The sequence below is a fragment of the Cryobacterium roopkundense genome, assembly GCF_014200405.1.
GTDB classification, from domain to species: Bacteria; Actinomycetota; Actinomycetes; order Actinomycetales; family Microbacteriaceae; genus Cryobacterium; species Cryobacterium roopkundense.
In genome coordinates this window covers 3,332,535-3,346,758 of the sequence record NZ_JACHBQ010000001.1, presented here as the reverse complement: position 1 = coordinate 3,346,758, position 14,224 = coordinate 3,332,535, and the positions used below count along the sequence as shown (strand labels likewise).

The 14,224-nt window shown below is 68.9% G+C and carries 13 protein-coding genes; 9 read left to right on the top strand and 4 right to left on the bottom strand.

From position 1 onward, the window contains the following. Window positions 1-79: 79 nt before the first annotated feature. Window positions 80-1,639 carry a UxaA family hydrolase gene (locus BJ997_RS15615; protein WP_035839200.1) on the bottom strand — a complete coding sequence of 520 codons (1,560 nt, stop codon included), beginning with the start codon at window positions 1,637-1,639 and terminating at the stop codon, window positions 80-82. 82 nt (window positions 1,640-1,721) lie between these two features. On the opposite strand from BJ997_RS15615, the gene BJ997_RS15610 reads away from it, so the two are divergent. Genes BJ997_RS15610 through BJ997_RS15600 form a run of 3 tightly spaced genes read left to right on the top strand, consistent with a single transcriptional unit; the run spans window position 1,722 to window position 4,377 of the window. Then, window positions 1,722-2,756 (top strand): LacI family DNA-binding transcriptional regulator, encoded by a 1,035-nt coding sequence (locus BJ997_RS15610; RefSeq protein ID WP_052542603.1) that lies wholly within the window; start codon window positions 1,722-1,724, stop codon window positions 2,754-2,756. After that, a complete protein-coding gene (locus tag BJ997_RS15605; protein WP_084141628.1) occupies window positions 2,753-3,418 on the top strand; it encodes a bifunctional 4-hydroxy-2-oxoglutarate aldolase/2-dehydro-3-deoxy-phosphogluconate aldolase in 666 nt (221 codons plus the stop codon). Before BJ997_RS15610 ends, BJ997_RS15605 begins: the two co-directional genes overlap by 4 nt. Beyond that, complete coding sequence (locus tag BJ997_RS15600; protein WP_035839197.1) at window positions 3,415-4,377, top strand: sugar kinase; 963 nt, start codon at window positions 3,415-3,417, stop codon at window positions 4,375-4,377. Before BJ997_RS15605 ends, BJ997_RS15600 begins: the two co-directional genes overlap by 4 nt. 124 nt (window positions 4,378-4,501) lie before the next feature. Here BJ997_RS15600 and BJ997_RS15595 read toward each other — a convergent pair whose 3' ends face one another. Beyond that, window positions 4,502-5,347, bottom strand: coding sequence for an NAD-dependent epimerase/dehydratase family protein (locus tag BJ997_RS15595; protein WP_035839193.1), 846 nt, complete (start codon window positions 5,345-5,347; stop codon window positions 4,502-4,504). A gap of 147 nt (window positions 5,348-5,494) precedes the next feature. Continuing rightward, a complete protein-coding gene (locus BJ997_RS15590; protein ID WP_035839190.1) occupies window positions 5,495-6,499 on the bottom strand; it encodes an aldo/keto reductase family protein in 1,005 nt (334 codons plus the stop codon). A gap of 111 nt (window positions 6,500-6,610) precedes the next feature. Here BJ997_RS15590 and BJ997_RS15585 point away from each other — a divergent pair, with 111 nt between their 5' ends. The 6 genes from BJ997_RS15585 to BJ997_RS15560 all read left to right on the top strand — a co-directional run bounded on the left by BJ997_RS15585 (window position 6,611) and on the right by BJ997_RS15560 (window position 13,500). Next, window positions 6,611-7,948, top strand: a complete 1,338-nt coding sequence (locus BJ997_RS15585) for an ROK family protein (RefSeq protein ID WP_183323595.1) — start codon at window positions 6,611-6,613, stop codon at window positions 7,946-7,948. Window positions 7,949-8,273: 325 nt separating this feature from the next. Continuing rightward, complete coding sequence (locus tag BJ997_RS15580) at window positions 8,274-9,677, top strand: dihydrolipoyl dehydrogenase family protein (protein ID WP_035839213.1); 1,404 nt, start codon at window positions 8,274-8,276, stop codon at window positions 9,675-9,677. Between the two features lie 148 nt (window positions 9,678-9,825). Then, window positions 9,826-10,254 (top strand): hypothetical protein, encoded by a 429-nt coding sequence (locus BJ997_RS15575; protein WP_152602323.1) that lies wholly within the window; start codon window positions 9,826-9,828, stop codon window positions 10,252-10,254. Window positions 10,255-10,445: 191 nt separating this feature from the next. After that, complete coding sequence (locus tag BJ997_RS15570; RefSeq protein WP_244962852.1) at window positions 10,446-11,684, top strand: multidrug effflux MFS transporter; 1,239 nt, start codon at window positions 10,446-10,448, stop codon at window positions 11,682-11,684. A 269-nt stretch (window positions 11,685-11,953) separates the two neighbouring features. Next, the gene (locus BJ997_RS15565) at window positions 11,954-12,667 is read left to right on the top strand and encodes a phosphatase PAP2 family protein (protein ID WP_035836155.1); all 714 of its coding nucleotides are present in this window, start codon (window positions 11,954-11,956) and stop codon (window positions 12,665-12,667) included. Between the two features lie 41 nt (window positions 12,668-12,708). Next, window positions 12,709-13,500 carry a hypothetical protein gene (locus BJ997_RS15560; protein WP_052542136.1) on the top strand — a complete coding sequence of 264 codons (792 nt, stop codon included), beginning with the start codon at window positions 12,709-12,711 and terminating at the stop codon, window positions 13,498-13,500. Here BJ997_RS15560 and BJ997_RS15555 read toward each other — a convergent pair. After that, a complete protein-coding gene (locus BJ997_RS15555; protein ID WP_183323593.1) occupies window positions 13,497-14,096 on the bottom strand; it encodes a hypothetical protein in 600 nt (199 codons plus the stop codon). The two genes, BJ997_RS15560 and BJ997_RS15555, sit on opposite strands and share 4 nt — an antisense overlap. Window positions 14,097-14,224 lie beyond the last annotated feature (128 nt).

Below are 14,224 nucleotides of genomic sequence, written 5' to 3'. Positions count from 1 at the left end.
GAATTCGGCCCCGGATTTATGCGGAAGTCCGACTCGGACGTCTCGATATGCAGGAGTTAGGCCCGGGCAGACCGGGTACTCAGGTGACCGTGCCGAACTGCCAGGGGATGAACTCCTCCTGGCCCACGCCGAGTTCTTCGCTCACGGTCTGCTCGCCAGAGGCCACCCGAATGATGAGGTCGAAGATCTCGGCTCCGACCTCGGCGAGGGACGCCGTGCCGTCGACGATGCGGCCCGCGTTGAGGTCCATGTCGTCGGGCATGCGGTTGAAGGTCTCCGAGTTGGTGGCGAGCTTGATCGAAGGCGTGGGCTTGGAGCCGAACACCGAGCCGCGGCCGGTTGTGAAGCACACGACGGTCGCGCCCCCGGCGATGATTCCGGTCACCGACACCGGGTCGTAGCCTGGGGTGTCCATGAACACGAGGCCACGCTCGGTAATGCGCTCGGCGTATTCATACACGGCCGACAGATCGGCCTGCCCGGCCTTCGCGACGGCGCCGAGCGACTTCTCCAAGATGGTGGTCAGCCCGCCGGCCTTGTTGCCGGGCGAGGGGTTGTTGTCGAGGCTGCCGCCACCCTGCTTGGCGTAGCCCTGCCACCACTCGATGCGGTCGAGCAGACGCTGCCCGACCGCGGGCGAGACGGCGCGGCTCGTGAGCAGGTGTTCGGCTCCGAAGACCTCGGGCGTCTCCGCGAGAACGGATGTCGCCCCGTACGCCACGAGGAGGTCGGACGCCACGCCGAGGGCCGGGTTGGCGGTGATGCCGGAGAAGCCGTCGGAGCCGCCGCAGTTCAGGCCCAGCACGAGCTCGGAAACCGAAATCGGAATCCTGGTGCGCTTGTTGAGCTCGGGCAGCATGGCGCGGATGCGGGCAATGCCCTCCTTGACCGTGGCGCGCACGCCGCCCTCGCCCTGGATGTTCATGGTGGACACGAGGGTGTCGGTCGGCAGGTCATAGCCCGTAACGAGCGACTCCACCGGAACCATCTCGCAGCCGAGGCCGACCACGAGCAGGCCGCCGAAGTTGGGGTGCGCGGCGTAGCCGCGCAGGGTACGCAGCAGAACCTGGGCGCCCTCGCTCGTGGGGACCAGGCCGCATCCGCTCTGGTGGGTGAGGGCCATCACGCCGTCGACGTTCTCGAACTCGTCGAGGGCGAAGCCGCGGAACGCCTCCGCGATGAGGTTCGCGGCTGTGGCCGAGCAGTTCACCGAGGTGAGAATGCCCACGAAGTTGCGGGTGCCCGCCCGCCCGTCGGCGCGGGGGTAGCCGAGGAACGTGGGCATCGGCTCGCTCGGCACGGCGAGCTCGGTGCGGCTCGTGCCGAACTCGTGCGCGCGCGAGGTGTCGTCCATGCCGAGGTTCTGGCTGTGCACGTGCTCGCCGGCGGCGATATACGCGGTGGCGCGGCCGATGGGCTGCCCGTACTTGTGCACCTGTGCGCCCGCGGCGATGGCGGCGAGGGCGAACTTGTGGCTGCGCGGAATATCGGCCGGAAGCGTGAGGGGCTCGGTCCCGGGCCCAGGCCCGGGACCGAGGTCGATGAGCGTGCCGGCGGGCAACGGGCGCAGGGCGACGGCCACCTCGTCCCGGTCGTTCAGGTGCAGGGCAACGTCGCGGAGCAAGACTCTGGTGGGCATCTGGCGGGATCCTTGTGGCTGCTATAGAGTGAATGTAAACGATTTCATTCCCTATTCTTCTTCTTTCCGACGGGCGGGTCAAGTGGCGACAACGATTCGGCAGGTTGCGGACGCCGCCGGGGTGTCGATCGCCACGGCGTCCCGCGCGCTGAGCGGATCGGACGCCGTCGTGCCCGCCACCCGGGACCGCGTGTTGCGGGTGGCCGCCGCGCTCGACTACACGCCGAGCCGGCTGGCGCGCGGCCTCGTGACCGGAACGACGGGCAACATCGGCTTGATTTTCCCCGACATCACCAACCCCTTCTACACCTCGTTCCTGGCCGAACTCGAGTCCCTCGTGGGCGCCTACGACATGGGAATTGTGATCGGCGACTCCCACGAGAATCCCGACCGCGAGCTCGCCCTGGTGCGCCAGATGTCGACTCAGGTCGACCGGCTCGTGCTCACCTCCAGCCGGCTCACCGACGAGCAGATCGTGGCCGCGGCCGGCCGACTCCCCGTCGTGCTGGCCAACCGACGGCTCGGCGGCGACGTGGTCGTGCCGCCGCGGTTGAGTCAGATGGTCATCGACGTCGACGCCGGCTTCACGGCGGCCGTCACCCACCTGCACGAGCTCGGCCACCGCCGACTCACCTACCTCGACGGGCCTGCCCGCTCCTGGTCCGCGCGTCAGAAGCGCACCGTGCTCAGCCGGGTCTGCGGCGAACTGGGCCTGGCCCTGACCGTTGTGGGCATCGAGCGCCCCGACTTCGCGGCGGGCCTCGCGGCGTGTGCCGATCTCGACCCCGACCGGGCCACGGCGGTACTCGCCTTCAACGACCAGGTCGCCCTCGGCGCGCTCGCCGCGCTCCGCGCCCGCGGAATCGACGTTCCCGGCCGCATCAGCGTGATCGGCTGTGACGATTCCCTCCCCGACGGCCTGGCCTGGCCCGCGCTGACCACCGTCGACAGCTCCAGCCGGGCCCTCGGTGCACTCGCGGCGGCCGCCGTGCTCGACCCCGAATCGCATCCGACCGGAAGCGTGCCCACCCGGCTCATCGTGCGCCGGTCGACCGCGGTCGCAGCCGCCCTCCCACACTCCACCCACCGCGACGACACAACCCAGGAGCCCTCGTGACCCTCGCCCCCTCGCCGGCCCGCGTGCCGGCATCCGCTCGGCTGCGCCAGCGCCCGATCATCGCCGTCTTGCGCGCGAACGCCGCGACAGACTACGACCCCGTGGTCGACGTGCTCGCTGAGAACGGCGTGCGCTCGATCGAACTGACCCTCAGCACGCCGGGAACCTTCAAACATCTGCCCGCCCTGCTCGCGAGGGTCGGCGCCGATGTGGAGGTGGGGATCGGCACCATCGTGACCGTGCGGCAGGCCGAGCTCGCGATTGAAGCCGGCGCCCACTACCTCGTGACGCCGATCGTGAACCTCGATGTGATCGCGCTCGCGGTGCGTGAGGGCATGCCGGTGTTCCCCGGCGGCCTGACGCCCACCGAGCTCTACGGTGCCTGGGCCGCCGGCGCGACCGCGGTGAAGATTTTCCCGGCCGAAACCGTGGGACCGCAATACGGCTCGCACCTGCGCGGGCCGTTTCCCGACCTCGAGTTCGTGCCCTCCGGCGGCATCGGCCTCGACGACATTCCGCGCTGGCTTCAGGCCGGCGCCCTCGCCGTGAGCCTCGGCGGCCCGCTCGTCGGCGACGCCTTGACGGGTGGGTCGCTCCCGGCGCTCGCCGAGCGGGCGCAGCGGGTGACCCGCCTGGCAGCGGATGCCCTGGCGCAGCGATGAGCGCGGCATCCGCTGCCCGGTCGGTTGTGACCCTGGGCGAAACCATGGCCCTGATGAGTTCCGATTCGTTCGGGCCGCTGCAGCACACCCGGGCGATGACTCTCGGCATCGGCGGGTCGGAGAGCAACGTGGCCATAGCGCTGCGGCGCCTCGGCACGCCGGTCACCTGGATCGGCCGGGTAGGTGAGGATTCCCTCGGCGACATGGTGCTGCGCGAGATCAGCGCGGAGGGCGTGAGCGTGGTGGGAATCCGCGATCCGGAGGCCCCGACCGGCCTCATGGTCAAGGAGCGCCGCACGAGCCGGGACACCCGCGTCTGGTACTACCGCCGCGGCAATGCGGGATCGCGGCTGCGGCCAGAGGACATCGATCCTGAGCTCATTCGCTCGGCGTCGCTGCTGCACCTGACCGGCATTACGCCAGCGCTCTCCGATACCGCTGCCGACGCCGTCTTTGAGGCGATCCGGGTGGCGAGGGAGGCCGGCGTCACGGTGTCCTTCGACCTCAACTTTCGAGGCAAGCTCTGGTCGGCGGAGCAGGCCGGCGTCGTATACCGGCGCATCCTGCCGCTCGTTGACGTGGTCTTCGCGGGGGATGACGAGGCCGCCATCGCGGTGGGTGCTGCGGCGACCCCGCTTCTGCTTGCCCATCGGCTGATCGAGGCCGGAGCCGGGGACGCGATAGTCAAACTGGGCGAGCGCGGCGCGGTCGCGGTCGTACAGGGGCGGGAATACACGCGGGCGGCCATTCCCACAACGGTGCTGGACACCGTGGGCGCCGGGGACGGTTTCGTAGCCGGCTACCTCGCCGACTACCTGCTGGGCCACGACGTGGACACCCGTCTGACCACCGCCGTGACGGTTGGCGCCTACGCCTGCCTGGTTCCGGGGGACTGGGAGGGCATGCCGCGCCGCAGCGAACTCGCCGCCCTGGGGGCGAGCGAGCCCGTCAGTCGCTAGGACGCCGGGCGTGTGGCGCGTTCAGGAAATGCGCGGGCCGGAGGCATCCGCTGTGCGAGCAGGGAGCGGATGCCGGTGGCCGGGCCCGTGGACTACCTGAGTTGGCCCCAGCGGGAGGGGACACCTACACGTGGTCGCGCCAGCTGTGCTGCGGGGTGAACCCCAACAGGCGGCGGGCCTTGTCGATCGAGAGCAGGGTCTCGTGCTCGCCGACCTCCTTCGTAATGGTGACGCCCGGGAAGACCTCGGCTGCGAGGGCCGCGCTCGAGCGGCTCATTACGGTGTCGGCGGCGGCAATGATGTACGCCTCAAAGCCTGGCAGCGACTTCTCGAGCGCTCGCGACACGGCCTGGGCGCCGTCGCGGCCGTCGATGTAGCCCCAGAGGTTCCACTTGCGCAGGGTCGCGTCGGCGTCGAACGCCGGGAAGGCTGCGTAATCCTCGGGGTTCATCACGTTCGAGAAGCGCAGCGCGGTGATGCTCAGCCGCGGATCCCATCGCACGAGCTCGATCGCCATCTGCTCCTCGAGGTGCTTCACGAGCGAATACGTGCTCTCCGGCCGGGCCGGGTACTGCTCGTCGACGGGGATGTACGGCGGGTTCACGTCGAACGGCAGCCCGAGCACGGTCTCGCTCGAGGCGTAGACGATGCGCTTGATGCCGGCCCGCCGCGCGGCCTGGAACACGTTATAGGTAGAGAGCATGTTGTTGTGGAAGGTGGCCACGTCGGCGTGCAGGCCCGGTGCGGGGATCGCGCCGAGGTGCACCACGGCGTCGAAACCGTCGGTGCGGTCGTTGATGCCGAACATCACGTCGACGACCTGGCCGTAGTCCGTCAGGTCGACCTTCGTGAAGGCCGAGCCGCGTTCGCCCGACACATCGAGGTTCGTAACGTCGTGGCCTTCGCTCGCGAGGCGCGCGACAACGCTGCGCCCCAGCTTGCCACTGCCACCGGTGACGGCAATTCTCATGATCTACTCCTGGGTTCGGGGGTGGGTGCGCTGCGTAAAACCGGGGATTTCCGCAACACTCCGAGTGGGGTGGCGTGGGGTGACCCGGCGTGTCGCGAGTTTCTCCGGTTTTAGTGGCGGGAGAGAGCGGATGCCTCGGCGGCGCAACTACGCCTGGCGCGTCTGGGGGGAGGTGGTCTTGCGCGGGTCGAACTCGGCGAGGTCGCGGGTGACCTCGTCGATGGCGGCGAGCACCCCGGCATCCAGCTTCACACCGGCGGCCTTCACGTTGTCGGCCACCTGCTCCGGACGGGACGCGCCCATGATGGCCGAGGCCACGTTCGGGTTCGCGAGCACCCAGGCGAGGGAGAGCTGCGCCATGGTGAGTCCGAGGTCGTCGGCGATCGGGCGCAGCTTCTGCACCGCCGTGAGAACCTCGTCGCTCATCCAGCGGCTGATCATGTCGGCGCCGCCCTTCGCATCCGTGGCCCGGCTTCCGGCGAGCGGCGCGGCACCCGGCAGATACTTGCCCGTGAGCACGCCCTGAGCCACGGGTGACCAGACGATCTGCGAGACGCCGAGCTCGACGGATGCCGGAACGACTTCGGCATCGATGACCCGCCACAGCATGGAATACTGCGGCTGATTGGACACGAGCTGGATGCCGAGCTCTCGGGCGAGCGCGTGGCCGGCGCGCAGCTGCTCGGCGTTCCACTCGCTCACGCCGATGTAGAGGGCCTTGCCCTGGCGCACCACGTCGGCAAAGGCCTGCATGGTTTCGTCGAGCGGGGTTTCCACGTCGTAGCGATGGGCTTGGTAGAGATCGACGTAGTCGGTCTGCAGCCGGGTGAGCGAGCCGTTGATCGACTCGAGGATGTGTTTGCGGGAGAGGCCGGTGTCGTTGTGGCCCTTGGGGCCCGTGGGGCCGAAGACCTTCGTGAAGATCTCGAGGGACTCGCGGCGCTCGCCGCGCAGCGCATCGCCGAGCACCCGCTCGGCCACGGTGTTGGCGTACACGTCGGCGGTGTCGAAGGAGCTGATGCCGGTATCGAGAGCCGCGCGCACGCAGCGGGTGGCCGTGTCGTTCTCCACCTGCGAACCGTGCGTGAGCCAGTTGCCGTAGGTGATTTCAGAGACTTTGAGCCCGCTGTTTCCGAGGTAACGAAATTCCATGATGTCCTGTGTCTTTCAGCATCGATGATGATTTGTTGACTCGGGCAACCTAACACGTGAGTCCGGGGATTGCCCGGGGTACCCTGTATTTTCAAAGGTATGGAGACGACCGTGCAAGGCAACAACCATGATGACGTGCGCAGGCACAACCTGTCGATCATTCTGCGCGCCGTGCACCGCGGGGGTCCCTCATCCCGGGCAGACCTCACCCGCCTCACCGGGCTGAACCGTTCCACCATTTCCGCTCTCGTCGCCGAGCTCGTGCAGTTGGGGCTCGTCGGGGAACGGCAGCCCGACGCCACCCGGCAGGTCGGGCGGCCGAGCCCGGTGGTCGAGGCGAGCGGGCGGGTGGCCGCGCTGGCGGTTCATCCCGAGATCGACGCGGTGACAGTGGGACTCGTCGGGCTCGACGGCGTGGTGCACCGACGCATCCGCTCGGTGGTCGAGCACTCGCCGAGCGCCGCCGAGGCGGTGAGCCTGGCCGCCGCCGTGATCGAGGGGCTGCGCGGCGACCTTGAACTCTTCGACGTCGTGGGCGTGGGCGTGGCCGTGCCGGGGCTGGTGCGCACCGTTGACGGGGTTGTGCGCCACGCGCCGCACCTGGGCTGGGTGGACGAACCGTTCGCCGAACGGCTCGCGGACGCGACCGGCTACCCGGTTGTCGCGGCGAACGATGCGAGCCTCGGGGTGCTCGCCGAGCGCTATTTCGGAGCCGGTCGCGGGCTGACGGACCTCGTGTACCTCAACGGCGGCGCGTCGGGCATCGGCGGCGGACTCATCGTGGGCGGCCGGGTCGTGGGCGGCCACGCCGGCTATGCGGGCGAATTCGGGCACACCCGGGTGAGTGAGAGCCAGGCCCTGGACTCGGCCGGCTTCCGCGGCACCCTCGAGGCTGAGGTCACCCGACGCGGGCTGCTCGAGGCGCTCGCGGGCGACTCGGGCGGTGCTGACGAGAGTGGGTTCGGGCTCGGCGGACTTGACCGGCTCGACGGGCTCGGCGACTTGGACAGTCGTGACGGCCGGAGGCAGGGCGGGCTCGGCGGATCGGGTGAGTCTGACGAAGGCGACGACGAGCGGTTCGGCGCGTTCGGGATTGAGGCAGCGGATGCCGACGAGCTCGAACGCGCGCTCCTCGCCTCCACGTCGCCGCGCGTTCGCGCCGAAGTCAACCGTCAGATCGACTACCTAGCCGTAGCGCTGGCCAGCGCCATCAACGTTCTCAATCCGCAGCTCGTGGTGCTCGGCGGGTTTCTCGCGGCACTTCGGGCGGTGGATCCGGAGCGACTGCAGGCAGCCGTGGCGGAGCTGACCCTTCGTGAGCTGCTGGCGGACGTGCACATCGACTCCGCGCGACTTGGCTCTGATTTGCCTATGATCGGAGCGGCGGAGCTCGCCTTCGACGAGGTGCTGGGCAACCCGCAGGCCTTTGTGCGGGGCTCCCGGCCGTGACGCGCACGTCCGTGCGCCGCAAACCTGCACGGGCTGGCGGTATCGCGGGCGCGCGTGCAGTTTTGGGGCGCATGATCTTGCGCGGGAGCCGCTTTCGGGCGCAGGACGCGCGAGGGGGCGGCATTGCAGCGCAGGCCGATTTCCCAGGGACGCGAGGCATTGCCGCGCGACCGGCTGTCAGGGCTGGCTCTCGGCCGAGCCGGCGGCATCCGCTCTTTCCGCGTGTACTGGGGTGCTTGCGACGCGCCCTCATCGCCCGAAAAGTGGGCGCAGATTCCCAGCCTGTTCTGCGAGGCTGAGTACCCCTCAGCGGATGGAGATCAGCATGCCGGATCAGTTCGACGTTATCGTGATCGGTGCTGGTCCGGCCGGAACCGCGGCCGCCCTGCGCGCCGCCGAATTGGGCGCGACGGTGGCGGTGCTCGAAGCCGATCGGCTCGGCGGCACCTGCGTGAACACCGGCTGCGTTCCCACTCGCGTGCTGGCCACCACCGCGCGGTTGATGCGTGAGATTCGCACCGCCGACACCTACGGCATCAGCGTCATTGAGCGCCCCATCGACTGGCCGGCGACCGTGGCGCGGGTGACCCACACGGTAAACCGGGTGCGGTCCCTCAAGAACGAAGCCGCTCGATTTGCGGACGCGGGAGTCACCCTGGTGCTCGAGGGGCGTGCCCGCTTCACGAGCGATTCGGCGGTGGTGCTCGATTCCGGGCGCGTTCTCACGGCGGCATCTTTCATCGTGTGCGTCGGCGGGCACTCCCGCCGGCTGCCGATTCCGGGGGCTGAGCTCGCAGTCGTTCCCGAACACATTCTGTCGTTGCCCGACATTCCTCGCCGCCTGGCCGTCATCGGAGGTGGCAACACCGGCACCCAGCTCGTCACGGTTTTCACGTCGTTCGGTTCGGCGGTGACCCTGCTCGACTTGGCGCCGCGCATCCTGGTCAACTCCGACGCCTCCGTCTCGACCGCCGTCGTCGAGGCCTTCGTCGACCAGGGGGTCACCGTGCACCTCGGAATCGGCGGCATCACCTCGCTCGTGCGCGAAGCGGATGCCTCAATCACCCTGCACTTCACCCGTGGCGGCGAGCCCATGACCGGCTCTTTCGACGCCGTGATCATGTCCACTGGATGGCCAGCGGATGTGCTCGACCTCGGCCTCGAGGCGGCCGGGGTCGACACGGCTCGGTCATCGATCATGATCGACGCCTTCTTTCGCAGCTCGGTGCCGCACATTTACGCTGTCGGCGACGCGAACGGACGCGACATGCTCGTGCAGGCGGCGCAGTTCGAGGGGGAAGCGGCGGCCGAGAATGCCGTTCTGGGCGTGAACCGGCGCACGCCGCCACATCTGCTGCCGGCCGGCGGGTTCACGGATCCCGACTATGCCGGGGTCGGCCTCACCGAGGAGCAATCGCTGCGGCGTGACGAGCAGGCCATCGTGGTGCTGGTGCCGTACTCCCGGCTGGACCGCGCGGTAATTGACAACCGCGAACGAGGCTTTCTCAAACTCATCGCCGACCGTCGGGGCGAATTTCTGCTCGGAGCGCACGCCACCGGTGAGAACGCGGTCGAGGTGGTTCAGTCGCTGACCACGGCCATGGCGGCGGGTGTCGACGTGGCCACACTCGCACAGGTGCGCTTCGCCTACCCCACTTACAGCGCCATCATCGGGCTGGCCGCCCGCGAACTTCTCGCCGTGCATGCGGTGCGGCGCCGCCCCGCATGACGCGTTCCCACACTCCGACTTCCGCCGCCCCGTCGCCGCGCCCGCTTCCTGCTCATGCTCAGGGTATCGCGGCCGCGGGTGCATGTTGTGGGCGCGCCAGCGGCAGGCTCGGTACCGGTACCGGCACCGGCACCGGCCAGATGACCTCGTGATCATTTATGCGGGGCCGTCGCTGCTGGTGCGGCTGCTCGAACCAGGACGCGCCACGAGCTTTGCCGGGTCCTCTCAGGTGCAGCTCGTCTCCACGCCGCAGGCCCTCGCCGAGTGTGCAGCGGATGCCGTGGCCGAGGGTGTGGCGCGCGGCATGACGCCCGAGGGCGCCCTCGCAACCCTCGCTGACCTCGTTGACTCCGAATCCGGGCTCGTGCAGATCGTCGAGCAGGAGGCCGGCGAGGCTGAGGACCGCGCCCACGCACTGGCGGAGACGGAGGGGCTCGGCGCAGCACACGCCTGGCACGTGGCCGCCGCGGAGCTCTGCTTCGCGCAGCTGGCCGACGCTGGCGAGAAACTCGGGTTTGGCGCGGACGACGGCCGGCAGGCATCCGTGGCGCGGGCCCGCGGTTGGAAGGTTTTTTGACGATGTGCACAACAAATTGGCCAGAATGGGAATACGACACGCCCGGCGCGGCTTAGCCCCCAGTGCGGCCCGAGAATTTGCGCGTGGTGCCGCCGCCCGCACACAGCTGGGCCAGCATCCGTTCGAATCACATCTTTGAGGACATCACCTACGTGACTACTGCCGCCATCCCAGTTTTCAGCGCAGCCCAACTGCGCTCGACCGCACGCCACCCCGGCGATGCCCTCTCGCGCCGTCAGCGCCTCGTCTACATCCTGATCCTGGGCATGCTCACCGCGCTCGGCCCGTTCACGATCGACCTCTACCTGCCGGCGTTCCCCACGCTCGAGAGCGATCTCGGGGTGTCTCCGGCCGCGATTCAGCTCACCCTCACCGGTACCATGATCGGCTTCGGTTTCGGCCAGCTCGTGGTGGGCCCGTGGAGCGACAAGGTGGGGCGTAAGCTGCCGCTGATTCTCGCGACGGCGTTCCACATTCTGGCGTGCATCGGAGCCGCGCTCTCGACCGACATCGTGTGGCTCGGTGTGTTCCGCGTGCTGCAGGGGTTCGGTGCGGCGGCCGGTGCGGTCGTGGCGCTCGCCATGGTGCGCGACCTGTTCGGCGGCAAGCCGCTCGTGAAGATGCTCTCCCGCCTCGCCCTGGTGAGTGGGCTCGCGCCGGTGCTCGCCCCGGTGATCGGCTCGCAGCTGCTGCTCGTGATGCCCTGGCGTGGAATCTTCTGGGTGCTCGCCGCGTACGGCGCCGTGGTTATCCTGGCCGTGACGTTCTTCATCGTGGAGACCCTGCCCAAGACCGAGCGCCATGTTCGTGGCCACAACACCCTCGGCCAGCGCTACCGTGCGGTGCTCGGCGACCGCACCTTCGTGGGTGTCGCCATCATCGGCGCGATGACGTTCACCGGACTGTTCTCGTACCTGTCGGCCTCGCCGTTCCTGTTCCAGCAGGTGTACGACCTGAGCGCGCAGCAGTACGGCATCCTGTTCGCCGTGAACTCGCTCGGCATCGTCACCGGTGTGCAGCTCAGCTCCCGACTCATGCACCGGCTGAACATCGGCCCGCAGTGGATACTCTCGGTCTCCACGGTCGTGCTCCTCGTGACGGCGCTGGCTATTATGGTGCTCGACATTGCCGGAGCCGGGCTCTGGGGAACTCTCGTTCCGCTGTGGTTCTTCATCGCGGCCTGCGGTTTCACCCTGCCGAGCGTGCAGGTGATCGCGCTCAACGGGCACGGCCACGAGGCCGGAACAGCGGCCTCCCTGCTCGGTGCCGCGAACTTCGGCGTGGCCGGACTGATCTCCCCGGTGGTCGGCTGGTTCGGGGTGGACAACGCGGTTCCGATGTCGGCAGTCATGGGCACCACGGCGGTGCTCGGAATCCTCGCGCTCTGGCTGATCGTGCGTCCGCGCACGGTTCCCGCGCTCGATCACTAGCCGCCGCGCCGTGCGGGCGCGGATCACGCTGTGAGCGGATGCCGCGGCGCGAGCCTCCCGTGTGGAGCGCCGGTGTCGCGGCGCGCGCCCGCTGTGGCGGTAGCGCCACGCGGCCGCGGCGCGAGCCTCCCGTGTGGAGCGCCGGTGTCGCGGCGCGCGCCCGCTGTGGCGGTAGCGCCACGCGGCCGCGGCGCGACGGCGCGAGCCGCGCGCGAGGCCGGCGCCGCCGCATCCGCTCGAAGAGCGCGACTCGCGCCTAACATTGCAGCATGACGAGTCCTGAGGCGCCGGAGCGCGCCGCGACCCCGAGCGCCCGGCGCATCTCCCGGCGCTGGCCGCTCATCAGCGGCGTGCTCGCCCTGGCCCTCGCGGCCGCGCTCGGCTCGCTCGTGGTGGCCCGTTCGAGCGGGCTGCTCGAGATCGACACCGAGTGGATGAACGAGATCGTCGAGCACCGCGCCCCGGTGTGGGAGGTTCCGTCGCTGTTCATGAACTATCTCGGCGCCGGCGTGCTGGGCGTGTTCGTGATCCCCGGGGCCGTAGTCCTCGTTCTCCTGTACCTCAGACGCCCCTGGGCCGCGGCCTACTTTCTGGTCGCCACGATCGTGAGCGCCGGAATCGTGCAGCTGCTCAAGCATGCCTTCGGCCGCGCCCGGCCGCTGGATATCCTGGTCACGTCCGATTTCGGTTCGTTCCCTTCGGGGCATGTCGCCAACGCGGCGACCATGGCCGTGGTGCTCGGAATCATCTTCCCGCGCGTGTGGGTCTGGGTGGCGGGCCTCGCCTACACGCTGATCATGCTGCTCAGCCGCACCTATCTTGGGGCGCACTGGCTCACCGACACGTTCGGCGGCCTGCTGATCGGCGCCGGCGTGGCCGTGGTGCTCTGGGCGCCGATCGCGGCCAAGCTGGACGGTGAACGGCAACTGGCCCGGCGGCATCCGCTGCGAAAACGAGGGAGCAAACCGACCGAAAGCCCGTAGCGGCTGCCGCAACCGGTGCCGTGTGTGGTCTACTCAGTGGCATGACCGTTGACCCGATCACCGTGACAGAGGCCTTTCGGCGCGCGGATGCCGCGGCCAGCGCCGCCGGCGTGACCGTACGTTCCGCAGACCCGAGCGACATCACCGGGGTTCTCGGCCTGTTCGACCGCACCTGGGGCGTGGGCCACGGCCCCGACCGCTCGATGCTGCTCGCCCTGGATTACGCCGGCAACACAGTTCTGGTGGCGCTCGGCGACGGGCGTCCCGTCGGTGCCGCGCTCGGTTTTCTGGGTTGGTCCGGCGGACTGCACCTGCATTCCCACATGGCAGCGGTCGTGCCGTGGCGCCGCAGCCACGGGGTGGGCTATGCCCTCAAACTCTTCCAGCGCGCGGCCTGCCTGGAGCGCGGGGTCACGGAGATGCGCTGGACCTTCGACCCGCTCATCCGCCGCAACGCCCACTTTAACCTCGTGAAACTCGGCGCAGAGGTGACGAAATTCCTGCCGGATTTCTACGGTCGGCTCGACGACGCCATCACCGGCACGGATCAGAGCGACCGCTTCGAGGTGACCTGGCGACTCGACTCGCCTCGGGTGGGCAACGCCCTCGCCGGAGCGACGCCCCCGGCGTGGACGGGTGTGGAACGCCTGCGCCTCGACGTCGACTTCGAGCAGCTGCGCGCCGCAGACCCCGAGGCGGCCGCTCGGCTGCGCGCGGAGTCGCGCCGACTCTTCACCGACGGGCTCACCTCCGGCCTGCGCCCGGAGGTCAACGTCGACAACGACTACGTGCTCACAACGGATGCCGCGGACGGCTCCCCGAAGCCCGCCTAGTTGCGCAGGGGCTGCACGGCTAGTGCGGCGGCGACCGAAGAATCGACCGTGAGCGGCTCGTGCGCGGTGCGCAGCGACGGCCGACGCTCGAACCAGTAGAGCAATTCGGGGCGAAGGCGGTTGAGGTCGGCGAGCGTCATCGGCTCCGGTACTCGCACGACGGGCACGTCCATCTCGTCGGCGAGCGAGTCCATGTCGTCGGGGGACCAGAACTGACCGCGCATGCGAATGAGCAGTTTGCCGTCGTGATCAGTAATGAAGAGCTGCCGGTTGGTGTCGAGGGCACTGCTTGCGTAGAGATCGAGGAGGACGACGCTGCCCACGGTTTCCAGCGGGAAAGTCTCATAGGGCCGGAAGAACCCACGCTCCGTGATGCCGTCTTCGTCCAGGCGAATCAGCACGCGGTACGCGGCGATCATGCTCAGGGCGTAGATGACGGTGATGAAGCCCTGCACGATGAGCACGGGAGCCCACGTGCCCTGTGGAACATTGAGCCAGTACAGAACCGCGAAGGTGGGGGCGCAGAACGCCAGAAAGATGGTGAGAGTGTCTCGCAACAGGTGCTTGTACGGACGCAAAACGATGATTCGACCCACATCGCCCCCCATGACGTGCACCAGGCACTGATTTGCCCGTGTACACCGAGTATGCCCCATATCTGGCCGCCCCCACAGACTCACTTTGGGTGGCACTAAAAATGGGGGCACGGCATCCGCGCGGCCGG

What these genes read in the sequence shown, in the direction of transcription:
- BJ997_RS15565 (WP_035836155.1), top strand. Translation starts at nt 11,954, where the DNA reads ATGACGAGTCCTGAGGCGCCGGAGCGCGCCGCGACCCCGAGCGCCCGG.
- BJ997_RS15615 (WP_035839200.1), bottom strand. Translation starts at nt 1,639, where the DNA reads ATGCCCACCAGAGTCTTGCTCCGCGACGTTGCCCTGCACCTGAACGAC.
- BJ997_RS15595 (WP_035839193.1), bottom strand. Translation starts at nt 5,347, where the DNA reads ATGAGAATTGCCGTCACCGGTGGCAGTGGCAAGCTGGGGCGCAGCGTT.
- BJ997_RS15580 (WP_035839213.1), top strand. Translation starts at nt 8,274, where the DNA reads ATGCCGGATCAGTTCGACGTTATCGTGATCGGTGCTGGTCCGGCCGGA.
- BJ997_RS15600 (WP_035839197.1), top strand. Translation starts at nt 3,415, where the DNA reads ATGAGCGCGGCATCCGCTGCCCGGTCGGTTGTGACCCTGGGCGAAACC.
- BJ997_RS15590 (WP_035839190.1), bottom strand. Translation starts at nt 6,499, where the DNA reads ATGGAATTTCGTTACCTCGGAAACAGCGGGCTCAAAGTCTCTGAAATC.
- BJ997_RS15560 (WP_052542136.1), top strand. Translation starts at nt 12,709, where the DNA reads ATGACCGTTGACCCGATCACCGTGACAGAGGCCTTTCGGCGCGCGGAT.